Genomic DNA, 24,209 nt, shown 5'->3' on the forward strand with positions numbered 1-24,209 from the left:
CCACCTAGGACCCCGTAGATGAAAACAAGCTCCTTCAAACTCGCCCTGCTGGCCAGCCTGGCCTTTAGCGCCTTGGCTGCCAGCGGAGCCGCCAGCGCGCAAGCAGCGCCAAAGCCAGAACAGCTGATCAAGTGGCGCCAGTCGGCCTACCAGGTGATCGCCTGGAACAACGGCCGCGTCAAGGCCAATATTGACGGCCAGTACAACAAGGACGAGGTCATCAAGGCCGCCAACACGATTGCCGCACTGGCCAACTCGGGGCTAGGCGGCTTGTTCCCGGCTGGCACCGACACCGGCAAGGGCTGGCATGACACCGCAGCCAAGGCCGAACTCTGGGCCGCCGGCTCCAAGGTGGCCGAGTATTCCGCCAACTTCAGCCGTGAAGCAAATGCCTTGGCCGAAGTCGCCTTGCTGGGTGACCCGGCCAAGACTAAAGAGCAGTTCGGCAAGCTGGGCCGCACTTGCAAGGCCTGCCACGATGACTACAAGGCGAAAGACTGATGATGCGCAAGAACATGTCCCTCAAACAAACCCTGCTGGCCGCAGCCTTGCTGGGTCTTTGCGGCTTTGTGCAAGCCCAAACTGCGCCGGCTACTGCGGCGACGCCAGCATCAGCGCCGCCCACACCAGCGGCGGTCAAAGACTTCAGCTTCTTCGTGACCAGCAGCGGTGCCGGTAACGGCGCCAACCTGGGCGGCCTGGCCGGTGCCGACGCGCATTGCCAAAAGCTGGCTGCAACGGCGGGGCAGGGCGGCAAAACCTGGCGCGCTTATCTGAGCACGCAGGCGCTGGACGGCCAGCCGGCCGTCAATGCCCGCGACCGCATTGGCAACGGCCCCTGGACCAATGTGCGCGGTGCGGTCGTCGCCAAAAATCTCTCGCATCTGCACGGCGACACGCTGGACGAGGCCCGCCTGGGCAACAACGTGACCCGTGCCACCGCGCTGACCGAGAAGAACGAGCCGGTCAAAGGTGTGGGTGACCGCCCCAATGAACATGACATCCTGACCGGCTCGCAGCCCGACGGACGCGCGTTCACCGATGCAGCCGACAAGACCTGCCGCAACTACAGCAGCAGCGCCGAAGGCTCGGTGCAACTGGGTCACCATGACCGCACCGGCGGCGGCAACACATCGTGGAACTCCACGCATGGCAGCCGGGGTTGCAGCCAGGCGAACCTGGTGTCCACCGGCGGCGCTGGTCTGCTGTACTGCTTCGCGCCAAATTGAGAGCCTGTCTTGGCCTGATGGGCTGATGGGCCGTGTTTGAGCGGGCCTGTGCCAAGTCTTTGGTGCAGGCCCGCTTTTCCTTTTGCCTAGCCACCCCGCTAGCAGTCCTTCCTTCATCCAGACATTCAAGCTGCGTATATGCAAGCTCGATTCGCTTCCTTCCCGTGCAGGACTGGAACTTTTAGAGTTCGGGCTCGGTGAACTCTTGGGGTTCGGTATTCATTTTCATTGGCAATCAAGGAGGCGAGTGTGGGTTTGGAAGCAAAAGCGCTGGCCTTCGGCCATGGCCATCGGCCGCTGTTTGAGGGCTTGAGTTTTGGCCTTGCTGCCGGGCAGGCGCTGCTGGTAGAAGGCGCCAACGGCAGTGGCAAGACCAGCCTCTTGCGGCTCTTGGCGGGCCTGAGTCGGCCGCATCAAGGCGAGATTCTTTGGCGCGGCCGGCCTTTGTCGGCGCAGCTGGACGCTTGGCGCCAAGGGCTGGTTTATATCGCCCATGCGCCGGCATTGAAGGATGATTTGCTGGCCTGGGAGAACCTCAGCCTGACGATCAATTTAAGCGGCGCCCGGCGCCAGCCCTTCGCGCAAGCCGAGGCCGTGGCCGCGCTGGCCCGCATAGGCCTGGCGCGCCAAGCCTTGTTGCCGGTGCGAGCCTTGTCGCAAGGCCAGCGCAAGCGGGTCAGCTTGGCGCGCCTTTTTGTGGACCCTGAGCCTGCAGCAGCAGTTCCAGCGGCAGCGCAAATCTTGTTGCTGGACGAGCCCTTTGATGCGCTTGACGACGCCGGCATCCTGAGCTTGAAGGACAGGCTTGCGCACCTGGTGCTGCAAGGTGCGCGGCTCGTTTACACCACCCATCAAGCGCAGACCTTGGCGCTGGCGCCTCAGCAGTTTTTGCGCTTGCGATTGGCCGCATGAGCAATCACTTTTTCTTCTTGCTGCGCCGCGAACTGCTGCTGGCCTGGCGCCGGCCGGCCGAGTTGCTGGGCGGCTTGTTCTTCTTTGTCATGGTGGCCAGCTTGTTCCCCTTGGCCGTCGGTGCTCAGCCCGAACTGCTGCGCCAGATTGCCCCCGGAGTGCTGTGGGTGGCCGCGCTGCTGGCCAGCCTGATCGCCTTGCCGCGCCTGTTTGCGGCGGATTGGGCCGACGGCACGCTGGAACAATTGCTGCTCACGCCGCAGCCGACCGTGCTGCTGGTGCTGGCCAAGGGCCTGGCGCATTGGCTACTGGCCGGTCTGCCCTTGCTGTTGCTGGTGCCCTTGCTGTCCTTGCAATTTGATTTGGCCAGCGACGTCAGCGGCGTGCTTTGGCTGAGCCTGCTGCTCGGCACGCCGGTGCTGAGCCAGATCGGTGCCATTGGGGCGGCGCTGAGCCTGGGGGCGCGCGGCGGCCCTGGGGGCGGCGTCTTGCTTGCGCTCTTGGTGCTGCCGCTCTACATCCCGGCTTTGATTTTTGGGGCCGGCGCGCCTGCTGCGGTGCAGGCGGGGCTGTCGGCCGAGCCGCATCTGTACCTGCTGGCCGCCCTGTTTTTGACCGTGACCGCGCTTTCGCCTTGGGCGACGGCGGCGGCCCTGCGTATTGCCTTGGAGTGATGAAAGATGCCAAACAGTGAATTTGAGCGGAGGTCGGCATGAGCAGTTTGAGCTTGGGTCCGGCATCGGCCAGTCCCAGAAACCTTGCGCCCGTGGCCGGTTGGCGCCAATTCGCCGCACCCTCGCGCGGCTATGCGCTGGCCGGCCGGCTCTGGCCTGTCTTCGCGTTGGCCGCCGCCTTGTTGGGTGTGCTGGGTCTGTACATCGGCTTCTTTGTGGCGCCCACCGATCATCAGCAGGGCGAGGCCTACCGCATCATCTTTGTGCATGTGCCCGCCGCCTGGCTGTCCATGTTGATCTACTTGGCGATGGCCTTTTGGGCCGGCTTGGGCTGGGTGCTCAATACGCGTTTGTCCTCGCTGCTTGCCAGCGCTTTGGCGCCGACCGGGGCGCTGATGACGGTGCTGGCCTTGTGGACCGGCGCGCTGTGGGGCCGGCCGACCTGGGGCACTTGGTGGGTCTGGGATGCGCGGCTGAGTTCGGAGCTGATCCTGCTTTTTCTCTACATCGGCTTCATGGCCTTGCAGGCCGCCATTGAGGACCCGCGCCGCGCCGACAAGGCCAGCGCCTTGCTGGCCCTGGTGGGCGTGGTCAATGTGCCCATCATCTATTTTTCGGTGCGCTGGTGGAACACCTTGCACCAGGGTGCCTCGGTCAGCCTGACGGCCGCGCCCAGCATGGCGCACACCATGTTGGCCGGCATGTTGGTCTGCACCTTGGCCCTGTGGGCCTATGCGATCGCGGCGGTGTTGCTGCGCCTGCGTAACAAGATACTTGAACGGGAAGCCGGCAGCGCCTGGGTGCTGGACCTGCTGCGCACTAGCGAAGGAAAATTGAAATGATTGCGGGTGTTTGGGACAGCGTGCTGGCCGCTGCATGGCTGGGCGGCTATGGCCGCTATGTTTGGGGCTCTTTCGGGGTGGTGGCCGCTGCTTTGGGGTTGGAGCTGTTGAGCTTGAGGCGGCAGCGGCAGGGCATTTTGCGGCAGCTGCATGCTCAGCTTGACGATCTATGAGCCCACGTCAAAAACGCCTGTTGCTGCTCGGGCTGGGCCTGGCCGGTCTGGCTCTGGCCACGGCCCTGGTGCTGCAGGCCTTCAGCAAGAACCTGGTGTTCTTCTACACACCCAGCCAGGTGCAGGCCGGCGAGGCGCCCAAGGGACGCAGCTTTCGCGTCGGCGGCCTGGTCGAGGCCGGCAGTCTGCAACGCGAGGCCGATGGACTGGGCAACCGCTTTGTGGTGACCGACCAGCAGCAGCGCTTGCAAGTGCATTACCGCGGCTTGCTGCCCGATCTGTTCAAGGAGGGCAAGGGCGTGGTGGCGCAAGGTCGGCTGAGCGAAAGCTTGGGCTTCGTTGCCGAGGAGGTGCTGGCCAAGCATGACGAAAACTATATGCCGCCCGAGGCGGCGCGGGCCTTGGAGGCTGCCGCCAAGGCCAAGCAGCAGCAGGGGCTGCAACCATGACGGCCGAACTTGCCCATCTGGCGCTGATCCTGGCGCTGGGCCTGGCCTTGATCCAAGGCTTGGCGCCCTTGCTGGCGCCGCAGCGGCCGGCCTGGCTGCAGCTTGCGAACCAGGCGGCGCTGGCGCAGGCCTTGTGTGTGTTCTTGGCCGCTGCCGGCTTGGTCTGGGCTTTTGCGCAAAACGACTTTTCGCTCAAGCTGGTGGCCGCGCATTCCAATTCCAAGCTGCCTCTGCAATTTCGAGTCAGCGCCGTCTGGGGCAGCCATGAAGGCTCGCTGCTGCTGTGGGTCACGATTCTGGCGCTGTGGACGCTGGCCGTTCGCAGCTTCAGCGCCGAGCTGCCCAGGCTGCTGCGCGCCCGCGTGCTGGCCGTGCTGGGGCTGATCAGCGCGGGCTTTTTGAGCTTCACGCTGCTGACTTCCAATCCGTTTGAGCGCCTGCTGCCGGCCGCCCCCGACGGCCGCGACCTGAACCCGCTGCTGCAAGACCCCGGCATGATTTTTCATCCGCCGCTGCTGTACATGGGCTATGTCGGCTTCGCGGTGGCGTTTGCCTTTGCCATCGCCGCCTTGCTGGAAGGGCGCTTCGACGCGGCCTGGGCGCGCTGGACAAGACCTTGGACGCTGGCGGCCTGGGCTTTTCTGACCGGCGGCATTTTCCTGGGTAGCTTCTGGGCTTATTACGAACTCGGTTGGGGCGGCTGGTGGTTCTGGGACGCGGTCGAGAACGCGTCCTTCATGCCCTGGCTGGTCGGCACCGCTTTGGTCCACTCCTTGGCGGTGAGCGAGAAGCGCGGCGTGTTCAAGAACTGGACTTTGCTTCTGGCGATCTGCGCGTTTTCGTTGTCGCTGCTGGGTACCTTCTTGGTTCGCTCCGGCGTACTCAGCTCGGTTCATGCATTTGCCACCGACCCTGAACGCGGGCTCTACATCCTGGCCTTGTTGGTGCTGGCGATTGGTGGCTCCTTGGCGCTGTTTGCCTGGCGCGCGCCACAGATGGAGCAGCGCAGCCACGCGGAAGAAGGCTTTGCACTCGCCTCGCGCGAGACGCTTCTATTGATCAATAACTTGTTCCTGCTGGTCAGCGCTGGCACGGTGCTGCTGGGCACGCTGTATCCGCTGGCGATTGACGCCCTCAGTGGCGCCAAGATTTCAGTCGGCCCGCCTTACTTTGACGCGGTGTTCGCGCCGCTGATGCTGCCTTTGCTGGCCTTGCTGGGCTTTGGCCCCTTTGCCACTTGGCGCGGCCGGGGCGCGGGCGCCTTGCTCAAGCAGCTACGCCTGCCCTTGCTAACGAGCGTTCTGCTCGGTGCATTGCTGAGCTTTTCGTTTTTGCATTCGCTGCTGGCGGCCGTCAGCCTGAGTTTGGGGCTGTGGGTGCTGCTGGCGACCGGCTGGCATATCGCGCACAGCGTGCAGCGGCCAGCTGGATCGTCGGTCAGCTGGGCCACACGCTGGCGCCAGACCACGCGCAGCCAATGGGGGATGTGGCTGGCCCATGGCGGCTTGGCGGTGTTTGTGCTGGGCGTCAGTCTGGTCAAGAGCTTGGAGCAAAGCCAGGAGGCCAGCCTGCAGCCGAGCCAAACGCTGAATCTGGGCGGTTATGAGTTCCGCTTCGAGTCGATTGAGCGCCGTAACGGCCCCAACTTCATCGCCGCGCAGGCTCGCTTCGAGGTGCGCCGCGAGGGCAAGCTGGTGGCCACGCTGCGGCCCGAAAAACGTTTCTATCCGGTGCAGCAAATGCCCATGAGCGAAGCGGCGATTGATCGTAGTTTCGGCCGCGATCTCTACATCTCCTTGGGCGAGCGCAGCAGCGGCGGTGCCTATGGCCTGCGCGTGCAGATCAAGCCCTTTATGACTTGGATCTGGAGCGGCTGCCTCTTGATGGCGCTGGGTGGGGCGCTGGCGGCCAGTGACCGGCGCTATCGCAGGGTTCCGGTGACGGTAAGCCAGAAGACCCAGCCCTCAGGCTCCTTGGAGGCCGCATGAGCGCGGCTGTGATGGCCCGCTCCTGGCGGGGTCTAATTCCCTTGGCGCTGTTCCTAGGCCTAGCCGCCTTGCTGGCCCTGGGCCTGCGGCGCGGTGACCCGCAGACCTTGCCTTCGCCTTTGCTGGACAAGCTGGCTCCTGCCTTCGAGCTGCCGCTGCTGGAGCTGAAAGGGGCCAGCGGCAGCTTCTCGCCACAGCAGTTGCTGGGTCAGGTCTGGGTGCTCAATGTCTTTGCTTCCTGGTGCCAACCCTGCCGGTTGGAGCACCCGCAGGTGCTGGCGCTGTCCCGTGAGCCGGGGCTGACGCTCGTCGGCTTGAACTACAAGGACCGCGAGGGCGCGGCTTGGCTGCAGACCCAGGGCAACCCTTTTCGCTTCGCTGTGTTGGACCTGGACGGCCGCGCCGGCATGGACTGGGGCGTCTACGGCGTGCCCGAAACCTTTGTGGTTGACCGCCAGGGCCGCGTGCGCCTGAAGCTGGTCGGGCCCTTGACCCAGCAACGTTTGCAGCAAGAGCTGCTGCCCTTGATTCGGAGACTGCGTGATGCGGCTTGATTGGAAGTTATGGGTTATGGCAATGTTGCTGCCGCTGATCCCAATGATCCCGCTGCAGGCGGCTGAACTGGATGCGGCTGAACAGGCACGCATCCAGCATCTGAGCGAAATCCTGCGCTGCGTGGTCTGCCAGAACCAGACCCTGGCCGACTCGCAAGCCGAGTTGGCCCAGGACATCAAGCGCGAGCTGCAAGCGCAAGTACTGGCGGGCTCCAGCGACGAGGCGGTGCTGGCTTTCATGGTGCAGCGCTACGGCGACTTTGTGCTTTACCGTCCGCCACTCAAGCCCAGCACCTGGGCGCTTTGGTTTGGGCCGCTGCTTTTGCTGGGCCTGGGCGGCGGCTGGCTTTTCCGGGTTCTGGCGCGCCCGCAGCGCAGCCAAGCCATGTCATCTGTTGTCTCGTCTGTTGAGGAGTCTTCACCATGAGTGCAATTGTTGTGTTTTCAGTCGCAGCGGCGCTGCTCTTGCTGCTGACCCTGACCCTGCTGCTGTGGCCCGCGCCGGCTTTGAAGAATGGCGCAGCCCGTTTGGCTGCTTGGCCGCGCGGCTTGCTGGCCTTGAGCTTGGGCGGATTTTCGCTGGCCGGCTATGCGCTGCTGGGCCAACCGGCCGCTTGGCAGCAAGACGAGTTGCTCAGCGCAGAGCCGCCGCCCGCGCTGGCTGCAGGGGGCGCAGTGGGCCCGGCACAGATCGAGGCCATGGTGGCGCGCCTGGCCGACAAGCTCAAAACCCAGCCCGACGATGCCAAGGGCTGGCGCATGCTGGCGCGCTCCTATGAGAACTTGCAGCGCTACGGCGAAGCGGTGCGAGCCTATGAGCAGCTGGCGCGCCTGACTCCGCAGGATGCTGACATGCTGAGCGATTACGCGGTCACCTTGGCGATGAGCCTGGGTCAGCAAAATTTGCTGGGCGAGCCCGAGGCCTTGATTCAACGCGCCTTGAAGGCCCAACCCAACCATCTGCAATCCTTGGCGCTGGCCGGCAGTGTGGCCTTGGACAAAGGTCAGTTTCGCGAGGCGGTGGCTTATTGGCGCCGCGTGCAGGCGGCCGTGCCGGCCGAGTCGGAACTGGCGGCCCAGGTGGGGCAGAGCATCGCGCGGGCGCAGGCCTTGAGCGAAAGAAAGCCCTGAGGGAGAAGAAAAAGCGCCGCCCGTACATCGCTGCACGGGCGGCGTTCAAGAGCTCAACAAAGCTCAGGACTGCGCGTATTTGATCGAGCAGCCATAGGGCTTGGTGTTGGCCTGGCTGACCTTCTTGCCGGCGGCCAGCTCACCCAGGGCCAGGCGAACATAGCTGTCGGCCTTGGCGATGTCGTTGGCATTCGAGTTGGCAATCCTGTCGCTGCCGCCCTTCTAGGCCAGCTTGCCGTCGGCCTGCTGAGGAATGGAGATGTCTTTGCAGACCAGCCAGCTGACGCGGGCACGCAGGTCTCCTTTCTGGCCGTCCTTCAGACCGGCCGCCAACTGCAGATCGGTCAGCAGCAGCGCATGCTCGGCGTAGCCATAGTTGCTCAGCGGGCTATATGCGAAAAGCAAAAAGGCGGGCGAAACATGCGCCGAAGAACGCATTGCTCGCCCGCCCAGGCCCTTGCTTTCAGGACCTCTTAGCTCGCTTGAGCGGCTTCAGGATCCGAACACATGGTTGAACTCGATCCAGCCTTGGCGGCCATGCGGCAGGTAGTAGCCAACCGGGTAGTAAGGCCAGGCCGCACTCGGGTCTTTGCGGATATCACCCAACAAGTTGTTGACGATCAGGCTGACGCTGCTGGCCTTGCTGACTTGATAGCGCGCGCTGGCGTTGAAGTTCCAGTAAGGGCCGAGCCAGGACTTCTTGTCAGAGCTGGAGATTTTGCCGTTGCGCTGCCCGGTCAAGGTGGCACCGAAGTCGCCGAGGTTCCAGCCCAGCGTAGCGATCAGCTTGTTGGGCCAGTCGCTGTGCTCGGGTGTGCCAACGCGGTTGGTGTCGGCGTCGCCCGCGAACTGCTGGTAGACAAAGCTCTGGACCTGCGTGTACTTGCCGGTCAGGGTGTATTCGCCCAGATTGCTGGTCTTGAGCGCGTAGCGGGCCGAGATATCAAAGCCGTAGGTACTCTGGCTGGCGGCGTTGATCGGGTTGACCAGAATCAGATTGACTTCGCCGGGCTTGACCACCGCATCGGCCGGGTTGCGACGCACGCGCTTGATCGCGTCCGCGCAGCTGGGCGAGCTGATGTTTTGCACGCCGGTGCGGCATTCGGCCTCGTCGCGCAGGATCTTGTCCGAGTCCAGATCGATCACTAAGTCATTGATGGCGATCTTCCAGAGGTCAAACGAGCCTTCAAATGCCTTGCTTGGTGACCACACCAGGCCCAGCCCCCAGGACTTGCCTTTTTCCGACTTCAGATCCTTGGAGCCGTTCTTCAGGTAGTTGAAGCCGGACACGATGTCGACGAATTCGCATTTATCGAGGGGCTGACCCGCTTGCGCGCAGCGGTAGTAGTCAGTCGATGAAGGGTAGTAACCTCGGCTTTCAGCGGTGAAGATATAGCTCATGTCCGGCGCGCGAAAGCTCGTTGCATGGTTGGCGCGCAAGAGCACTTCGCTGACCGGGCGGAACTCCAGCCCAGCGTTATAGGTGAAGCTGCCGTCCTTGCGGCCAGCGAAGCGGTACTGGTCGTAGCGCGTCGCCAGCGTGCCGATCAAGGTTTTGGTGATCGGTGCGTTCAGCTCGGCACCCAGCGCCCAGCGATTGCGGTCGCCGCTGACGTTGGCGACTTCTAACGTGTTGTAAAAAACGCCTTGGCCTAAGCGCGGGTCGGCATTGTTCTCGAAGCCCTGGGCGCCGGCCTCGGCCAGCACGGCGGCACGCAAGGCCCCGGCCGGCAGCTTGAGCAGCTCGCCGCTCGCGTTGACGTTCAAATTGTGGGTCCAGGCCTTGTCGTTGGCGTAACTGGCGGATGCAATGCTGTCGTACTCGGCCGGGGTCAAGGGTTTGAAGAGGCGCTTGACGTCGGGCGCATAGATGGCCTCGCCCTTGGCGGTCTCGCCTTTCTTCGCGCCGAGGAAGAACTCGTCCACATTGGCTAGCAGGCGCGGGCGGTGCAGCTTGCTGGTGTAGGCCGAGGTGTTCAGGGCCGCCTCAAAGACCCAGCTGCCTGCGATATCACCGCGCGCGCCCAGCACCAGGTTGTGCCACTCGTCGTTCCAGCGTCTATTGAACTTGTCGGCACCGCCGAGTTCTTCCGGCGCGAAGCGACGGCTCCATGTTTCGAGCTTGCCGCTGTTGGCGTTCTGGAAGTAGGTGCTCGTCGCTCCCAGCGAGGTCCAGGCGGGTCCGCGGGTATTGTTTTCGGTCTCGGTAAAGCCCAGCAGCAGCTCGGCGAACAACTCGGTTTGCGGGGTCAGCGCGTAGTTCAAGACGCCTGCGAAATTGCTGCTTTGGTTGCCGGTCTGGGTGGTCCAGAAGGTCGGTGAGGTTTGACCTGAGCCGCAATATTGACCGCTCTTGATGGTGGCAGTTTTGGTTGAGCCGTTGAACAGTTGCCCCGCCGCCTCGCAAGCGCCGGCCTCCGGCGCGATGTACTTATTGGTCTTGGCATCTTTGCGCCCGATCACCACGCCGGGGTTGGCGCCCTTGAGCGTCGTGTCGGCCATGAAGTCGCGCTGCAGGCTCCAGATCGGGTCGCGCTTGCTGAACTCCAGGCCGTAAACCCCGCTGAGCGCGCCGGCTTCAAAACCGCCGCTGATTTGCGCGCGCGCATTGGCGCCGCCGCCCAGCTGGGTGCCGCCAGCCTTGAGGTTGAGGGTCACGCCCTGGGCCTGCTTTTTCAAGATGATGTTGACGACGCCGGCAATCGCGTCCGAGCCGTAGATGGCCGAAGCGCCACCGTTCAGAATTTCAATCCGGTCGATCAAGGCCGAGGGGATGTTGGCCGTGTTGGTGAAGTTGACCGCGCCGTCATAGGCGCTCGGATAGTCGGCAATGCGCCGGCCATTGATCAGCGTCAGCGTGTGGTTGGGGCCCAGGCCGCGCAGGCTGATGGCATTGGCTGCGGGGGTGAAGGTATTGCCGAAGTCTTCGCCCTGGGTGAAGCCGGTGTTCTCGGTCAAGGCGTTGAGCGCGTCGCCGACGCTCTTGAAGCCCAAACGACTGATGTCCTCGGACTTCAAAACAGTCATCGAACTGGGGCCCTCGCTGAGGGCGCGCGAGATGCGCGAGCCTGTGACCTGCACTTGCGGCAAGCTTTGCGGATCCACCGTAGTGGCAGGGGCCGTGCTCTGTGCGTGGGCGAAATGCGGGGCGTAGGCACAGGCAAGCGCAAATGCCAATGGGGCCAAGGGCGCCAGCTTTGCGAGCTGGCGATGGTTTGGGTACTGCATGGAAATCCTCCGTTAGCTTCATCTCCCTCGGGGGTGTCCCGAGGGTCTCGCGGCTGTACAAGCGGGTGGCTTGGGCCGTCTTGAGGGCTGCACTTTAGGGAATACCCTGAAGTGCGTGAAGCGAGGATTTCTTATTTGCTTGGGTGAAAAACGAGTTTGGTAGCTGCGATTTCGGGCCGCGATTTGGCTCTATGGCGTGCCGCTGACGCTGCGCGCTTCATCCACGACGGCGCGCGTCAGCGGGCCGGCAAATGTGGCAATGAAGTCGTACACATAATCTCGCAGATAAGCGTCGCGACGCACCGCCAGCCGCGTCATATTGTCCGCAAACAGATGGCGCGCATCGATGGCCGACAAATGCCTGTCGCGCTCCTCGTCATAGGCAATCGACGCGACGATGCCCACGCCCAGGCCGAGGTCTACATAGGTCTTGATCACGTCCGCGTCCATCGCGGCCAGCACCACGTTCAAGTTCAGGCCCGCTTGGCGGAAGGCATCATCGATGTGCGAGCGGCCGGTATAGCCGAGCTCGTAGGTGACGATGGGGAATTGCGCCAGCCGCTCAAGCGTCAAGACCTGACCCTCGGCCGCCTCGCGTGCCAGCGGGTGATCGACCGGCGTGATCACCGCATGGGTCCAGCGGTAGCAGGGCAGGGCGATCAGTTCGGGGTACTGGGTCAGAGCCTCGGTGGCGATGCCCACATCGGCCTCGCCGTCGAGCAACAGACGCGCGACTTGTTGCGGCGAGCCCTGATGCAGGTTCAGCACCACGTCCGGATGGCTGCCGCGAAAGTCTCGCACGGCTGGCGGCAGCGCATAGCGGGCCTGGCTATGGGTGGCGGCAATGCGCAGATTGCCGGCGCCGGTTTGGGCATAGTCGGCGCCGGCGCGGCGCAGGTTCTCAGCCTCGCTGAGCAGCTTCTCGATGATGGGCATCACATGCGCGCCCGGCTCGGTCAGTCCGGTCAGGCGCTTGCCGGCGCGCATGAAGATTTCGATGCCCAGCTCATCTTCGAGCTCGCGGATCTGCCGGCTGACGCCGGGCTGCGAGGTATGCAAGGCAGCTGCCACCTCGGTCAGGTTGAAGTTGCGGCGCTGGGCCTCGCGGATGGAACGGAGTTGCTGGAAATTCATTGGAAGAGGCGCTTTCTTATTCGTTTTCCAATTATTGGCAAACACTGCCGCTTTGTCCTCCAATGAAAAGTGGATTGCTTATTCAAATAGTGCCAGCCTGGCCCTCAACTGGCTGCCAAGGCTTGATCGAGGTCGGCCAGCAGGTCGTCAATATGCTCGATTCCGACCGACAGGCGCACCGTGTCTTCACTGACACCGGCCCGGTCCAGCTCGGCCGGTGAAAGTTGCCGGTGGGTGGTGGAGGCGGGATGCGTGGCCAGCGATTTGGCGTCGCCGATATTGACCAAGCGGGTGAAGAGTTGCAACGCGTCGAGGAAGCGCGCGCCGGCCTCGCGTGGCGGGCTGCCTGCGCCAGCCTTGAGTCCAAAGGTCAGCACGCCCGAGGCCTTGCCGCTCAGGTACTTTTTGGCCAAGCCATGGTCGGGATGTTCTTCCAGGCCGGCATAGTTGACCCAGCCCACCTTGGCATGGCTTTTCAGATGCTGCGCGACTTTCAGTGCGTTGTCACTGATGCGGTCGACCCGCAGCGCCAGGGTTTCAATGCCTTGCAAAATCAAGAAGGCATTGAAGGGCGAGATGGCCGCACCGGTGTTGCGCAAGGGCACGACGCGGGCGCGTGTGATGTAGGCCGCAGGACCCGCTGCCTCGGTGTAGACCACGCCGTGGTAGCTCACATCGGGCTCGTTCAGGCGCTTGAAGCGCTCTTTGTGCTGTGCCCAAGGGAACTTGCCGGAGTCGATGATGGCGCCGCCGATGGCCGTCCCGTGGCCGCCCAAGTACTTCGTTAGTGAATGCACGACGATGTCAGCGCCATGCTCGATCGGCCGGCTCAGGTAGGGGCTGGGCACGGTGTTGTCGACGATCAGCGGCACGCCGTGGCGGTGGGCGATCTCGGCGATGCGGGCGATGTCGGTCACATTGCCTTGCGGGTTGCCCAAGGACTCGACAAAGATGGCCTTGGTCTTGTCGTTGATCAGCGCTTCAAAGCTTTCGGGCCGGCGGTAGTCGGCGAATTGCGTGGTGATGCCGAACTGCGGCAAGGTGTGGGCAAAGAGGTTGTAGGTGCCGCCATAGAGCGCGCTGCTGGCGACGATGTTGTCGCCGGCTTCGGCAATGGTCTGGATGGCATAGGTCACTGCGGCCTGGCCCGAGGCCACGGCCAGAGCGCCGATGCCGCCTTCCAGGGCAGCGAGGCGCGCCTCCAGCACCGACTGCGTCGGGTTATTGATGCGGGTGTAGATATGACCTTCGGCCTTCAGGTCGAACAAATCCGCGCCATGCTGCGCGCTGTCAAAAGCATAGGCCACGGTTTGGTAGATGGGCACGGCGGCGGCGCGCGTGGTGGGGTCGCCGGCATAGCCTGCATGCAGGGATTGGGTCTCAAATCGCCAAGCGGGGTTCAGGCTCGGCTTCCTAGCCGCTGTTGCTGGTGTTGCCGCTTGGGATGGATTCGTTTCGCTCATAGGGTGACCTCGTCGACCAGGTTGAAGGAAAGTACGCTTGAATGGTGTGGTAATGCTAAGCACAGCACTTGCCGTTCAGAACTGCATTTGCCGCATAAGCTTGTGCGGATGTCGTCCTTGATGGCCACCAGCGACGCGCCTATCGTCTTGCCCTCGGAGTCAACAGGGGGATCGATGAATATGAGCCTGCAAGCCGAGTCGGAGCTCGCCTTGGCGCTGCCGGTGCTTGATCTACGCGACCTCACCGACACGAGCCCGGCTGCACAACTTCGCTTCGTCAACCGGCTGCGCGAAGTGAGCCATACGCTTGGCTTTTTTTATCTGCGCGGGCATGGTGTGCCCTCGGCCAAAGTGGCGCAGGTGTTTCGCTTGTCGCGAGCGTTCTTCAACTTGCCGCGCGAGCAAAAACTGGCCGTGCACATGGCGGGCTCGCCGCATTTTCGCGGCTACACGGCGGCGGGCGAGGAGATCACCCAAGGTGCCCGCGATTGGCGCGAGCAATTGGACATCGGCGCAGAGCGGCCTTCCTTGCCTGGTGCGCAAGCTGATGAGGCGTGGCAGCGCCTACAAGGGCCGAATCAATGGCCGCAACAAATTCCTGAACTCAAACCCGCATTGCTGGCTTGGCAAGGCCGACTGACCTTTGTGGCGCAGCAGTTGCTGGACGCGCTGGCCCTGGCCTTGCATCAGCCGCCGGATTGCTTTGACGAGGCGTTTGCGCTGGAGCCGGTCCAGCATCTGAAAATCATTCGCTATCCCGGTCGCAGCGAGCCGGGCGCAGGGCCGCAGGGGCAAGGTGTCGGCGCGCACAAGGACAGCGGCTGCCTGACTCTGCTGCAACAAGATGCCTGCGGCGGTCTTCAGATCAAGAACGACGGACGCTGGATTGACGTTCCGCCCCAGCCCGACACCTTGGTTGTCAATCTCGGTGAGGTGCTGGAGATGCTGACCGGCGGCTATTTGCGCGCTACTTTGCACCGCGTCGTCAGCCCGCCGCTCGGGGTCGACAGCTTGTCTGCGGCGTTCTTTCTTGGGCCGCGTCTGGATGCCGAGTTGCCTGATTTGAAACTGCCACCTGCCTTGGCCCTGCGCGCACGGGGTGTGGAGCTTGATCCGGCCAACCCCTTGATCCGCCATGCAGGCCGCAACTTTCTAAAAGGGCGTTTGCGCTCGCATCCCGAGGTGGCGCAAGCCTTTTATGCGGATGTATTGAGCCTGGAAGCATAGCAGCGACGTCTATGGGCGCCACGCTTAGCGCCTGGCTCAGGTGTTTGCGCCTGCAAATGGCGTGCGGATATCCGATAAGAACGTCTGCGCACGCGGATGCTGAGGGCGGTTGAAGAAGGCCTCCGGCGTGGCGCGCTCCAGCACTTGGCCGGCGTCCATGAACAGCACCCGGTCCGCCACCTCGCGGGCGAAGCCCATCTCATGTGTGACGCAGATCATGGTCATGCCTTCGGCTGCCAGGTCGCGCATCACCAGCAGGACCTCGCCGACCATCTCGGGGTCGAGCGCGCTGGTCGGCTCGTCGAACAGCATCACCGGCGGCTGCATGGCCAGCGCGCGGGCGATCGCCACGCGTTGCTGCTGGCCGCCTGAGAGCTGAGCGGGCAGGGCGTCGGCCTTGTGTGCCAGCCCCACGCGCTTGAGCAAGCTCAGCGAGCGCTCATGCGCTTGGTCGCGGCTCAAGCCGTGCAGGCGGATCGGCGCCAGGCTGCAGTTCTCCAGCGCCGTCAGATGGGGAAATAGATTGAACTGCTGGAACACAAAACCGATGCCGGAACGGAAGGCGTTGACGTCCAGGCCTTTGCGGTGGATGTCTTGGCCGTTCAGCAAGATGCGGCCCGACTCGATCGGCTCCAACCGGTTGAGCGTGCGGATCAGCGTGCTCTTGCCAGAACCGGACGGGCCGCACACGACCACCACTTCGCCGCTGCCTATGCGCTCGCTGATATCACTGAGTGCCTTGTAACTGCCGTAGCTTTTGTTGACCTTGTCGAATTCAATCATGCGGGGACCTGTTGAGTTATTGGGAAGGGGCTGGCGGGCGTGGCGGGCTTTTGGGGCTTGCTCAAATGGCGCTCCAAGGCGTAGGCCAGGCGCGAGAGCCCGAAGCACAGCACGAAGTAGCTCAGTGCCAAAACGCTGTACACCTCGAGCGGTTTGACCAGTACCTGGCCGTTGATCTGGTTGGCGATAAAGCTCAGCTCGGACAGGCCAATGATGGTGCCCAAGGACGTTTCCTTGATGGTGGAGATGAATTGATTCACCAGCGAAGGCAGCATATGGCGCAGGCCTTGTGGCAGCAGCACCAAGCGCAGCGCCTGCAGATAATTCAGGCCCAGCGAGCGAGCGGCCTCCATCTGCCCGCGTGGCAGGCCCTGCAGGCCGGCACGCACGATCTCGGCCAGATAGACGGCATCAAAAATCACAAGCGCGGCCAACATGGTCGTGAATTGATCGGTCTTGTGCCCGGTGATGGTGGGCAAGAAAAAGTAGGCCCAGAACACCACCATCAGCAAGGGCGTGCCGCGCACCACAAAGACAAAGCCCGAGACCGGCAGACGCACCCAGGCCAGCGGGCTGATGCGGCCCAGACCCAGCAGAAGGCCCAGCGGCAGCGCCAGCAGCAGGCCCAAGCTGGCCAAGACCACGGTCAGTGCCAAGCCGCCCAGCGGGCCCTTGGGATATTGGCCGACCAGGAAGTACAGCCAATAAGTGTCGATCAGCTCCAGCATCAGGCGGCCCTCACCGGATAGCGCTGCTGGAAAGCCCAGGCCAGCGCCGTGATCAGCAGCGACACGCTCAAGTACGCGGCCGTCACCAGCGCGAAGGTCTCAAAGCCACGAAAGCTCGCGGTCTCGACCCGCTGGGCCTGATACATCAACTCGGCCACGCCGATCACGGTGGCGATGCTGGTGTGCTTCCAGAGATTGAGCGTTTGCGAGATCAGCGGCGGCACGGTGATACGCAGCGCTTGCGGCAACACCACCAAGCGCATGCTGACGAGGTAAGAAAAACCCAAAGCTCGCGCCGCCTCGAACTGGGTACGCGGAACGGCGCGCAGGCCGGAGCGGATGTCCTCGCCCATATAGGCGGCGGTGTAGAGCGTCAAGGCAATCACGGCGGCCGTCGCTTCGACATTGCCTCTGTAGAGCCACTGTTTGATGCCTTCCGGCAAGGCCTCCGGCGCGGCGAAGTACCAGAACAGCATATGCACCAAGAGCGGCACGCTGCGAATCCCTTCCACATAGGCAAAGCCCAGCGCCTGCGCGATGCGCGAGGGCGCCAGACGCAGCAGCGCCACGCCGGTGGCCAGCGGCAAGGCCAGCACCAGCGTCAAGCCGGTGAGCTGCAGGGAGAACAAAAATCCGCTGAGCAGCCAGTCATAAAACTGGCCATGCAGCAGCAGTTGGAAATCGAGTTGTGGCATAGGGGAGAGTAGGTGCGTGGGTGCTGAAAGGCGGTGTGCAGTTTTGCTTGACCGGGGCAGGCTTTGTTTTGCGACAGGCTCGGACGAAGTGGGAACGCCCCGCAAGCGGGGCGTCTGTGCATGGTTGGTTTACGTTAGTCTTTGCGCGTGGCCGGCCCCCTTTCAGGCAGAAAATGAAAGGTCAAACAGGCAGAAATCAAGCATCGACCTTGTCGGTCTCGATCTTGAAGCTGCGCACCGGGAACTTCAGGCGAGTCTCGGGGCCATACCATTTGATGAAGAGCTTGTCGGCCTCGCCGGACTTCTCCAGCCCGCGCAGCGTATCGTCGATCAGCAGCTTGAATTTGGCCTCACCCTTTTTGATGCCCAGTGCCAGCGGTTCGACGCTGAGGTTTTGCGGCAGGATCACGTATTGCGCTTGCAAGGCGCCGAGCTTGGCATGCTGATCCAACAGCGAGACCTCATCATTGACAAAGGCCACACCCTTGCCTTGCTGCAGCGCCTGGAAGGCTTGTGGGCCGTTCTCGAAGGTCACGACCTCGACATTCGGCACCGCCTTACGGATGTTTGGCTCTTGGGTGCCGCCCTTGATGGTGACGACCTTCTTGCCGTTCAGATCGGCGACGTTCTTGATGCCGCTGTCTTTCTTCACCAGCACCTTTTGGCCGGTCACGAAAGTGGTCAGCGAAAAGTCGATGACGGCCTCGCGCTCCTTGTTGTGGGTGAGCGAGGCGGCCAGCAGGTCGATATGGCCTTGCTGCAACTCAGGGATGCGGGCGGCCACGGCGAGCTGCTTGATTTTGAGCTTGACGCCCAGTTTGTTGGCCACAGCCTGGGCCAGATCGACTTCGTAGCCGACGATTTCACGGGTCTTGGGGTCGATGAAGCTGTTGGGTTCATCAGTGCCGAGCACGCCGACAACCAGCTCGCCCTTCTTTTTGATGTCATCAAGCTGATCTGCATGGGCGGCGCTGACACCGAATAAAGTGGCCGTTAGAGCGAGCAGGGCAGCGGCGGTGCTGGACTTGTTGAAGCTGCGACGATTGAGAGTCATGAGGGTCTTTCCGAGAAGAAGTTTTGATGGTTCTCATCCTAGGGTTGACCCGCATATTTGCGAACGAAGGCTTGCTTCTATCCAAGCGCGAAAAACTCCTATTGGCTTTTCGGACGAGCAGTTGCACAGAGGCATTGCAACGGCGGCACACAAGCGGTGCCAATTCCAGTCCAGCATGATTGGCGGCAATGAACCAAAAAAGGCAGCCGGGTCTGCGCCCGGCTGCCTTGCACTTGATTCTTTCCGGCCTCAAAGGGCGCCAAAGCTCCCCGCGCCGCTCCAACGAAGCTCAGGCTGCTCGCTTGGGCAAGGAGGTATAACGCAGATAGGGGCGCACCGCATCAAACCCTTGCGGGAACTTCTGCTTCAGCACCTCGGGGTCCTGGATGGAGGGCAGGATCACGACATCGTCGCCGTCCTTCCAATTGGCGGGCGTGGCCACCGAGTTGCTGTCGGTCAGCTGTAGCGAATCGATCACGCGCAGGATCTCATCGAAGTTGCGGCCGGTGCTGGCGGGGTAGGTGATGATCAGCCGAATCTTTTTGGCCGGGTCGATGATGAACAGCGAGCGCACCGTGGCCGTGGCGGAAGCGTTCGGGTGGATCAGGTCATACAGCTCGGAGACCTTGCGGTCGGCGTCGGCAATGATGGGGAAGCGCACTTCGGTTCCCTGGGTTTGATTGATGTCCTCAATCCAGCGCAGATGCGACTCGACCGGGTCGATCGGCAGCGCAATAGCCTTGACATTGCGCTGCGCAAAATCCTCGCTAAGCTTGGCGGTCTTTCCCAGTTCGGTGGTGCACACGGGCGTGAAGTCGGCCGGGTGCGAGAACAGCACACCCCAGCTGTCTCCTAACCATTGATGAAAGCGGATAGGGCCGTCGGACGAGGCTTGTTCAAAATCGGGGGCGAGATCGCCCAGGCGCAGGCTTGGCATGGCTAAATTCCTTGTTTGTGAAGATTCAAAAGAGATCAGCGGCAACGCTGGTGGAGATCAAACTGCGAACGACCATTCTTGGAAGTTCGCGTGATGCGGGCGCCGTTCGCGCGCGGCTTTTGCCCGGGCCGAATCGACCCAACGCTTGGCCAGCGGAAAAGGCCCGAAGCCGGATTCGGTATTGATATGTCCGACGGCGCCCAAGTTGGTGAAACTCGCACCCCAGCGGCCGGCCCAGCGCAAGGCGCTCCCTGCACTCATCCAAGGGTCGTTTTGGCTTGCGATCAAGGTGCTGGGGATATGCAGCCTGTGGTGGGGCAGCAGCTCGGCCAGGCCGAACTTGTCGGGCTCGGCCGGCGCCACGAACAGCGCCTGTCGAATCGGCGAGTCGGGATGCTCGGCCAGATGGTGCGCGAGTGCCAGGCAGCCAAAACTATGCGCCACGGCGATCCATTCGCCGTCATGGGAAGATCCCGCAGCGGCATCCAATGTACTGCTGATGCGCGCCGACCACCGCGTCAGATCGGGCTTGCTGAAGTCACGCTGCACCACGCGTTTGGCATCGCGAAACTGATGCTGCAGCCAACTCTGCCAATGGGCGGCGCCGCTGTCATGCAGGCCGGGAATGATCAATAGTCGGGGTGATGAATAGATGGCCATGGAATTTCCTCGGCGATTGGCTTTGAGCCGACTTAAAGCGTTGCGATGGCCACTTCGGTGGCCTTCACCAGCGCCACCACATCGCGGCCGACGGTCAAGCCTAATTCCTTGACCGAGCGCGTCGTGATGACGGAGCTCACCAGAGTGCCGTTGGGCGTGATGACGTCGATCTCGGACACCACCGGTCCCTCGATGATTTCCTTGATCGTGCCGCGAAACTGGTTGCGGACGTTGATGGCGCTGATGCTCATAGCGATTACCCCTGTGTCGACCTTGAAGGCCGAATTCAAATGCTGTGCTGTGAAGCTTAGTCGGCTGTAGGGGCTAGCCAAAGGAATGGAAGCGCAGCATCTAATGCGCCGATCAAATATCGCGGGGTCGATGGGCTGCGCTCCCATAGATAGTGATGAGCATCGCGCTCTTACGGTCGGAAATAGCAGGGATTTGGGAATTCGCCCTCAACGAAGAACCAATAGAGAGAGGCCCGCCGCGTGGCCTAGATCCACGAGGCCGGATAGGCAAACCCAACACCTCGACAAGCATTAGGTTTGGCGTAACTGGTTACTTCGGGTGTTGTGTTGTGATTGTAATTGCCATGCCTACAGGATGATTGATGGAAAAAATGTCAGCCAATGTGTTGCGCATTAGGAATTTGCTCTGTTGTTGCGTTTGAAACGCAACAGTCGTTATCAACATGCGTCAGTTTTCCAATTGAATTTTCCAATGTGTTGCGTTTGCCAACTCGATTGCTTCAAGAGGCATAGTGCCTCCCCTCCGATAGTCTTCCGAATGGCTGGGTCGACTGCCTCGGACGTTGGCTAGGCAATACCGAATGACTGCAGACATTGTTTTTGCTTTGGGCCGCTTTGCAGCGACGGCGGCCATTGGCGGTGGAGAGCCGGAATCACGGTGCTGGCCACCCATCAGTCACTGACCGGAGCACAGTTTGCAGTGCGGATGTCCGGTCTCGAATGTGCTGCGGTCATTCAGATGAGCCGTTCACGAAATCGTCGGTCAACTGGAGCCGAATGGCTGCTGCTTGACCCGTCGAATAGACGCGATCGACCCGATAGGAGCCGCTCGCTACATCGTCATCTGCGGCAGCAGTGTGCCCATTGCCGTCATCTACCTCGGTTTGATCAGTTGACGCAATCGACCCAATCCAGACGTAGTGCTCGCAGAACTCGATTCCGCAAAGCTGCCCATCGATGTGTCGTTGCGTCAACTCTGGCGGCGAGGTTGCCAAATGCGTGGTGCCGTCGCGCCAGACGGTCTTGAGCTTCACTTCAACTCCGCCTGTCCAGCGGCGTTGGTCTGCACTCGCTCGTTGGCCAGGGCCGGCCAGGTGATGTAGCGGCCTGAGAACGCGCGCTTCGTCCGAATCACCGTCGTTGTCGGCCACGTAGGTTGAACCCGCCTCCTCGACCAACACGCCCCGACGGCTGAGCATCTTCATCATGCAGGTGATGACTTTGTGCAACACCGCCTGCGCCGCCTGATCGGTTGGCGCGGTGGCTTCGACAAACTCCGGCGTGCCGTCGGCGCTGCGCCGGTAGACGCCGTTCAGGACCAGGCAATGAAGGCGAATGTTGAGATTGGCCGCGGACCCAAAACGTTGGATCAGCGTGACCGCGCCGCTGCCAGCCTCGTTGGCATTGAGCCCGGCCTGGCCGAGCAGGTGGCGCGTGATCACGCGCTGCTCCACCTGTCACCAGCTTGGGCTGTGCGGACAGCAGCAGGCGCAGGGGGATCGGCAGCGACAGAACCCACCGGCGCACCGGCACGTGCGGGATGACGTGGTCGACCAGGTGCGCCATGCGCCGGGCTCCGCACGACGGGCAAAACCCGCGTCGTTTGCAACTGAACGGGCCGCTGGCTCTGGGCGCCAGCGCAGGGTCGGGACTTGCCGCTCAGCCGCGCTGGCGGCGGCGCGCAGCCCAGGCGGTGGCACCCAAGCCCGTCAGCATCAGCGCCCAGCTATCGGGCTCGGGTACCGCGGCGGCCAGGGTATAACCAATGACGTCCAGCGCAACGGTTTCGGTGCCGCCCCGGGTCATCGCGCCCCCACTGCCGAACGCATCCTGAACCTGCGATGGGTTGTGGCTGATCCAGTCACCATAGTCGCCACCATTGGTGCAGTTGTTGAACTGGTTCAACAAGGTCGTGCCCCCATCGATCGAAAAGTAGGCGGCCGGCGTGCCAGCGTCGCAGGGCGTGTTCGGCACACCGGGATTCGTACTGAACGAGCGCACACCGACCGACTGCCAACGGAACAGGTCTCCCACCCAAGGCAGGCTGGTGCTTTTGGGCAGACCGGACCCCAGGCCCAGCACCTCGTTGATTTCATGCTGGGCCACCGCAGTGGTGATGGCATTGCTGCCAAAGACGTCGAAATTCAAACCGATGCAACCGTCAAACATGCCGGTGAAACATTTGCCGCCGGTGGTGGCTGGGGCCAAATTCAAGCCGATGGCCCGAGCATTGGCCGTCTTCAAGCCTATGGTGCTGCTAGAGCCTACCGGGGCGAGGGCGCCGACCTGCACTGATTTCGTCAACGCGATCGCGTCATTGGTTGAAGTGGCGTCCACCAGCAGCTTGTCGCGGAAGTCGGAGTAGCTTGGGGCGTAGTATGAAAAAGAGCTCTGGCCATAGACCGCCGTGTCGTTGTGGAACTCCAACGCCACGTTGATCGGATCGGTGAAAGTGCTGCTGTAGAAAGACAGCGCATTGGTGATCACGTCCTTGTTGGCCTCTGAAATGACACCGCCCTGGGTGCCGAAGGTCACCGTGAAGGTCAGCGCGTGAGCTGAGCCGGCCAGGCCCATCGCCAAGGCAGAACCAGCCAGCAGGGCAGGCCAGCGTCGGGCTGCGCGTTGGCGCTCAGGCGATGAAACCAGGGAATGGAGCGGTGGGTGCGTCATGTTGAGGTCCCTGATGGAAAACAAATATTAAACGCAGATCCTCTGCACGAAATCCCTAATTTGATAGTAGGGGTAACCCGGCACTCACACCGCAAGGCCGGCCGCGAACGCCAGGCAGCGGCCCTATTCACCCAGCGCCGCACCCCCTCGGCCACCGCCGCCTGCACCTGCTCGATCATGGCGTGCAGAGCCACCACCTGTTCGACGCCCACGCGCTGGTTCAGCGCCAGCTGGGCGCGCTTCCAGTGGGTCTTGGCTTGGGCGTGCTTGGCACGGCCGGCGGCGGTGATGGTGACCGAGCGTGTACGGGCATCGGCACCCGGGCCCTGCTCGCACCAGCCCTGGCCGATCAGCGGGCGCAGGTTGCGCGTGAGGGTGGATGCGTCCAGGCCCATTCGGGCGGCCAGCGTGTTCGGCGCGACGGGGGCCCAGCGTCAATACGTGAGACAGCAGCGAATATTGCGTGAGGATAGAATTTTCAAACGCCCCTTTTCCTTAACCACGGCGCCGCGAACACGGCCCTCGATGCCTGCGTGTCGGTCTTTGAGGGCGGCGCAAGACTGTTGATCTGTGACAGCACAGCCGAAAGTCGTCCTCCTTGGGCGCCTGCCGCGTGTTGTCCCTGGTCGCCAGCTCGCTTCCATCGGTCCCGCGAACGCTCGGAGGCAGCCGACCCCATCGGCCCGGCTCGCCGGGTCGCTTGAACTGTCGCGGTTGGGAAGCGTCAGGCCGCTTGCGCCGCCTGGCCTCGGGCCGGCGCACGAGGCGGTGCCCTGGCCTGCAGACCCAGGTGCGTGAGGATCTTCTCGATCACCGGCTGCTCCAAGATCGCCGCCGCGGTTCTGGCAGTGCTGCATGTCGATATCGAACACGCCGCAGGTCCCAACCACGTCAGGATCATCTGACCTGCTCCATTCCAGCCGTACGACAGTACCCGCTCCTGGCCGGCTGCGTGAATTCAGCGCACCAGTCCGTATACCCGCTTTGGGCACCGTGCTGGCGCCACCCACTGCGCATCCGAATGACACGAACTGGCCAGGGCCGTGAGGCCGCATCGTCGCCAGTAAGCCGCCGTTGACAAAAACGGTCGGCGAATCGAACGTCAGCTATGCGGCGCTTGGTCCAACTGTCAGCCTGGCGCAGGCCGGGACATTGCGAGGGCCCTGACGGCCTGGCAACACAGTGCCCAATGCAGTCGTCGGGCTGTCAGTCTTGAGACCTAAGTTTCGTCGGTAAGCGGTCATTGGTCGGCATCCGCTTTCAGGACGGCGAGGAGCCTTCAATCAAAGCGCATCGAGTCGATTCGGCTCTTGACCGCGCCACCACCAAGCTTCAACACATGGGTGTAAATCATGGTCGTTGCCCACTACTCAGCCATAACCCGTTGCATATTGCGACGCACGCCTGGGTGGCGCTGGCCCGCGACC

The 24,209-nt window shown here is 62.6% G+C and carries 26 protein-coding genes; 12 read left to right on the plus strand and 14 right to left on the minus strand.

Going from position 1 to position 24,209, the window contains the following annotated elements; genetic code table 11:
• Positions 1-18: 18 nt before the first annotated feature.
• The 11 genes from LNV08_RS20145 (at position 19) to LNV08_RS20195 (ending at position 7,952) form a co-directional block, all read left to right on the plus strand.
• Positions 19-501, plus strand: a complete 483-nt coding sequence (locus LNV08_RS20145) for a c-type cytochrome (protein ID WP_263535525.1) — start codon at positions 19-21, stop codon at positions 499-501.
• Positions 498-1,229: a lectin gene (locus tag LNV08_RS20150; protein WP_414858777.1), complete on the plus strand. Its 732-nt coding sequence runs from the start codon at positions 498-500 to the stop codon at positions 1,227-1,229. Before LNV08_RS20145 ends, LNV08_RS20150 begins: the two co-directional genes overlap by 4 nt.
• Positions 1,230-1,478: 249 nt before the next feature.
• Positions 1,479-2,141 carry a heme ABC exporter ATP-binding protein CcmA gene (ccmA, locus tag LNV08_RS20155; RefSeq protein WP_263535526.1) on the plus strand — a complete coding sequence of 221 codons (663 nt, stop codon included), beginning with the start codon at positions 1,479-1,481 and terminating at the stop codon, positions 2,139-2,141.
• A complete protein-coding gene (gene ccmB / locus LNV08_RS20160; protein ID WP_263535527.1) occupies positions 2,138-2,815 on the plus strand; it encodes a heme exporter protein CcmB in 678 nt (225 codons plus the stop codon). Before ccmA ends, ccmB begins: the two co-directional genes overlap by 4 nt.
• Before the next feature lie 38 nt (positions 2,816-2,853).
• Positions 2,854-3,657, plus strand: coding sequence for a heme ABC transporter permease CcmC (gene ccmC, locus LNV08_RS20165; RefSeq protein ID WP_263535528.1), 804 nt, complete (start codon positions 2,854-2,856; stop codon positions 3,655-3,657).
• Positions 3,654-3,830 carry a heme exporter protein CcmD gene (gene ccmD / locus LNV08_RS20170; RefSeq protein ID WP_263535529.1) on the plus strand — a complete coding sequence of 59 codons (177 nt, stop codon included), beginning with the start codon at positions 3,654-3,656 and terminating at the stop codon, positions 3,828-3,830. The genes ccmC and ccmD overlap by 4 nt, the downstream gene beginning before the upstream one ends.
• Positions 3,827-4,279 carry a cytochrome c maturation protein CcmE gene (gene ccmE, locus LNV08_RS20175; RefSeq protein WP_263535530.1) on the plus strand — a complete coding sequence of 151 codons (453 nt, stop codon included), beginning with the start codon at positions 3,827-3,829 and terminating at the stop codon, positions 4,277-4,279. Before ccmD ends, ccmE begins: the two co-directional genes overlap by 4 nt.
• Complete coding sequence (locus tag LNV08_RS20180; RefSeq protein WP_263535531.1) at positions 4,276-6,267, plus strand: heme lyase CcmF/NrfE family subunit; 1,992 nt, start codon at positions 4,276-4,278, stop codon at positions 6,265-6,267. The genes ccmE and LNV08_RS20180 overlap by 4 nt, the downstream gene beginning before the upstream one ends.
• Complete coding sequence (locus LNV08_RS20185; RefSeq protein ID WP_263535532.1) at positions 6,264-6,821, plus strand: DsbE family thiol:disulfide interchange protein; 558 nt, start codon at positions 6,264-6,266, stop codon at positions 6,819-6,821. The genes LNV08_RS20180 and LNV08_RS20185 overlap by 4 nt, the downstream gene beginning before the upstream one ends.
• A gap of 16 nt (positions 6,822-6,837) precedes the next feature.
• Positions 6,838-7,248 carry a cytochrome c-type biogenesis protein gene (locus LNV08_RS20190; protein WP_318014138.1) on the plus strand — a complete coding sequence of 137 codons (411 nt, stop codon included), beginning with the start codon at positions 6,838-6,840 and terminating at the stop codon, positions 7,246-7,248.
• The gene (locus tag LNV08_RS20195; protein WP_263535533.1) at positions 7,245-7,952 is read left to right on the plus strand and encodes a tetratricopeptide repeat protein; all 708 of its coding nucleotides are present in this window, start codon (positions 7,245-7,247) and stop codon (positions 7,950-7,952) included. Before LNV08_RS20190 ends, LNV08_RS20195 begins: the two co-directional genes overlap by 4 nt.
• A 222-nt stretch (positions 7,953-8,174) precedes the next feature.
• On the opposite strand, the gene LNV08_RS20200 is transcribed toward LNV08_RS20195, so the two are convergent.
• The 4 genes from LNV08_RS20200 to LNV08_RS20215 form a co-directional block, all read right to left on the minus strand.
• Positions 8,175-8,390 carry a hypothetical protein gene (locus LNV08_RS20200; RefSeq protein ID WP_263535534.1) on the minus strand — a complete coding sequence of 72 codons (216 nt, stop codon included), beginning with the start codon at positions 8,388-8,390 and terminating at the stop codon, positions 8,175-8,177.
• A gap of 54 nt (positions 8,391-8,444) precedes the next feature.
• Positions 8,445-11,180 carry a TonB-dependent receptor domain-containing protein gene (locus tag LNV08_RS20205; RefSeq protein WP_263535535.1) on the minus strand — a complete coding sequence of 912 codons (2,736 nt, stop codon included), beginning with the start codon at positions 11,178-11,180 and terminating at the stop codon, positions 8,445-8,447.
• Between the two features lie 189 nt (positions 11,181-11,369).
• The gene (locus LNV08_RS20210; protein WP_263535536.1) at positions 11,370-12,314 is read right to left on the minus strand and encodes a CysB family HTH-type transcriptional regulator; all 945 of its coding nucleotides are present in this window, start codon (positions 12,312-12,314) and stop codon (positions 11,370-11,372) included.
• 104 nt (positions 12,315-12,418) lie between these two features.
• Positions 12,419-13,777, minus strand: a complete 1,359-nt coding sequence (locus LNV08_RS20215) for an O-acetylhomoserine aminocarboxypropyltransferase/cysteine synthase family protein (protein WP_414858774.1) — start codon at positions 13,775-13,777, stop codon at positions 12,419-12,421.
• A 108-nt stretch (positions 13,778-13,885) separates the two neighbouring features.
• On the opposite strand from LNV08_RS20215, the gene LNV08_RS20220 reads away from it, so the two are divergent.
• Positions 13,886-15,004 carry an isopenicillin N synthase family dioxygenase gene (locus LNV08_RS20220; RefSeq protein ID WP_263535537.1) on the plus strand — a complete coding sequence of 373 codons (1,119 nt, stop codon included), beginning with the start codon at positions 13,886-13,888 and terminating at the stop codon, positions 15,002-15,004.
• A gap of 36 nt (positions 15,005-15,040) precedes the next feature.
• Here LNV08_RS20220 and LNV08_RS20225 read toward each other — a convergent pair whose 3' ends face one another.
• From LNV08_RS20225 to LNV08_RS23095, 10 genes are all read right to left on the minus strand, one after another.
• Entirely contained in the window at positions 15,041-15,787 is a 747-nt protein-coding gene (locus LNV08_RS20225; RefSeq protein ID WP_263535538.1) for an amino acid ABC transporter ATP-binding protein, read from the minus strand.
• Positions 15,784-16,515, minus strand: coding sequence for an amino acid ABC transporter permease (locus tag LNV08_RS20230; RefSeq protein ID WP_263535539.1), 732 nt, complete (start codon positions 16,513-16,515; stop codon positions 15,784-15,786). The genes LNV08_RS20225 and LNV08_RS20230 overlap by 4 nt, the downstream gene beginning before the upstream one ends.
• Positions 16,515-17,210: an amino acid ABC transporter permease gene (locus LNV08_RS20235; protein WP_263535540.1), complete on the minus strand. Its 696-nt coding sequence runs from the start codon at positions 17,208-17,210 to the stop codon at positions 16,515-16,517. Before LNV08_RS20235 ends, LNV08_RS20230 begins: the two co-directional genes overlap by 1 nt.
• Before the next feature lie 196 nt (positions 17,211-17,406).
• On the minus strand, positions 17,407-18,264 hold the full coding sequence (locus LNV08_RS20240) for an ABC transporter substrate-binding protein (protein ID WP_263535541.1): 858 nt from the start codon (positions 18,262-18,264) through the stop codon (positions 17,407-17,409).
• Between the two features lie 289 nt (positions 18,265-18,553).
• Entirely contained in the window at positions 18,554-19,201 is a 648-nt protein-coding gene (locus LNV08_RS20245; RefSeq protein WP_263535542.1) for a peroxiredoxin, read from the minus strand.
• Between the two features lie 57 nt (positions 19,202-19,258).
• Positions 19,259-19,861, minus strand: coding sequence for an RBBP9/YdeN family alpha/beta hydrolase (locus LNV08_RS20250; RefSeq protein WP_263535543.1), 603 nt, complete (start codon positions 19,859-19,861; stop codon positions 19,259-19,261).
• A 32-nt stretch (positions 19,862-19,893) separates the two neighbouring features.
• A complete protein-coding gene (locus tag LNV08_RS20255) occupies positions 19,894-20,112 on the minus strand; it encodes a TOBE domain-containing protein (protein WP_263535544.1) in 219 nt (72 codons plus the stop codon).
• A 731-nt stretch (positions 20,113-20,843) separates the two neighbouring features.
• Positions 20,844-21,554: a transposase gene (locus LNV08_RS20260; RefSeq protein WP_414858775.1), complete on the minus strand. Its 711-nt coding sequence runs from the start codon at positions 21,552-21,554 to the stop codon at positions 20,844-20,846.
• Between the two features lie 217 nt (positions 21,555-21,771).
• Positions 21,772-22,782: an NF038122 family metalloprotease gene (locus tag LNV08_RS20265; RefSeq protein WP_263535545.1), complete on the minus strand. Its 1,011-nt coding sequence runs from the start codon at positions 22,780-22,782 to the stop codon at positions 21,772-21,774.
• Positions 22,779-23,177 carry a MarR family winged helix-turn-helix transcriptional regulator gene (locus LNV08_RS23095; protein ID WP_318014139.1) on the minus strand — a complete coding sequence of 133 codons (399 nt, stop codon included), beginning with the start codon at positions 23,175-23,177 and terminating at the stop codon, positions 22,779-22,781. The genes LNV08_RS20265 and LNV08_RS23095 overlap by 4 nt, the downstream gene beginning before the upstream one ends.
• Positions 23,178-24,209 lie beyond the last annotated feature (1,032 nt).

The sequence above is a fragment of the Paucibacter sp. TC2R-5 genome, assembly GCF_025717605.1.
GTDB lineage: Bacteria > Pseudomonadota > Gammaproteobacteria > Burkholderiales > Burkholderiaceae_C > Paucibacter_A > Paucibacter_A albus.

Coding starts and splice junctions, on each gene's coding strand:
- ccmD (WP_263535529.1), top strand. CDS start 3,654: ATGATTGCGGGTGTTTGGGACAGCGTGCTGGCCGCTGCATGGCTGGGC.
- ccmE (WP_263535530.1), top strand. CDS start 3,827: ATGAGCCCACGTCAAAAACGCCTGTTGCTGCTCGGGCTGGGCCTGGCC.
- LNV08_RS20185 (WP_263535532.1), top strand. CDS start 6,264: ATGAGCGCGGCTGTGATGGCCCGCTCCTGGCGGGGTCTAATTCCCTTG.
- LNV08_RS20225 (WP_263535538.1), bottom strand. CDS start 15,787: ATGATTGAATTCGACAAGGTCAACAAAAGCTACGGCAGTTACAAGGCA.
- LNV08_RS20180 (WP_263535531.1), top strand. CDS start 4,276: ATGACGGCCGAACTTGCCCATCTGGCGCTGATCCTGGCGCTGGGCCTG.
- LNV08_RS20215 (WP_414858774.1), bottom strand. CDS start 13,777: ATGAGCGAAACGAATCCATCCCAAGCGGCAACACCAGCAACAGCGGCT.
- LNV08_RS20205 (WP_263535535.1), bottom strand. CDS start 11,180: ATGCAGTACCCAAACCATCGCCAGCTCGCAAAGCTGGCGCCCTTGGCC.
- LNV08_RS20240 (WP_263535541.1), bottom strand. CDS start 18,264: ATGACTCTCAATCGTCGCAGCTTCAACAAGTCCAGCACCGCCGCTGCC.
- ccmB (WP_263535527.1), top strand. CDS start 2,138: ATGAGCAATCACTTTTTCTTCTTGCTGCGCCGCGAACTGCTGCTGGCC.
- LNV08_RS20195 (WP_263535533.1), top strand. CDS start 7,245: ATGAGTGCAATTGTTGTGTTTTCAGTCGCAGCGGCGCTGCTCTTGCTG.
- LNV08_RS20200 (WP_263535534.1), bottom strand. CDS start 8,390: ATGCGTTCTTCGGCGCATGTTTCGCCCGCCTTTTTGCTTTTCGCATAT.
- LNV08_RS20265 (WP_263535545.1), bottom strand. CDS start 22,782: ATGACGCACCCACCGCTCCATTCCCTGGTTTCATCGCCTGAGCGCCAA.
- LNV08_RS20145 (WP_263535525.1), top strand. CDS start 19: ATGAAAACAAGCTCCTTCAAACTCGCCCTGCTGGCCAGCCTGGCCTTT.
- LNV08_RS23095 (WP_318014139.1), bottom strand. CDS start 23,177: ATGGGCCTGGACGCATCCACCCTCACGCGCAACCTGCGCCCGCTGATC.
- LNV08_RS20250 (WP_263535543.1), bottom strand. CDS start 19,861: ATGGCCATCTATTCATCACCCCGACTATTGATCATTCCCGGCCTGCAT.
- LNV08_RS20230 (WP_263535539.1), bottom strand. CDS start 16,515: ATGCTGGAGCTGATCGACACTTATTGGCTGTACTTCCTGGTCGGCCAA.
- ccmC (WP_263535528.1), top strand. CDS start 2,854: ATGAGCAGTTTGAGCTTGGGTCCGGCATCGGCCAGTCCCAGAAACCTT.
- LNV08_RS20190 (WP_318014138.1), top strand. CDS start 6,838: ATGGCAATGTTGCTGCCGCTGATCCCAATGATCCCGCTGCAGGCGGCT.
- LNV08_RS20210 (WP_263535536.1), bottom strand. CDS start 12,314: ATGAATTTCCAGCAACTCCGTTCCATCCGCGAGGCCCAGCGCCGCAAC.
- LNV08_RS20220 (WP_263535537.1), top strand. CDS start 13,886: ATGTCGTCCTTGATGGCCACCAGCGACGCGCCTATCGTCTTGCCCTCG.
- LNV08_RS20255 (WP_263535544.1), bottom strand. CDS start 20,112: ATGAGCATCAGCGCCATCAACGTCCGCAACCAGTTTCGCGGCACGATC.
- LNV08_RS20235 (WP_263535540.1), bottom strand. CDS start 17,210: ATGCCACAACTCGATTTCCAACTGCTGCTGCATGGCCAGTTTTATGAC.
- LNV08_RS20245 (WP_263535542.1), bottom strand. CDS start 19,201: ATGCCAAGCCTGCGCCTGGGCGATCTCGCCCCCGATTTTGAACAAGCC.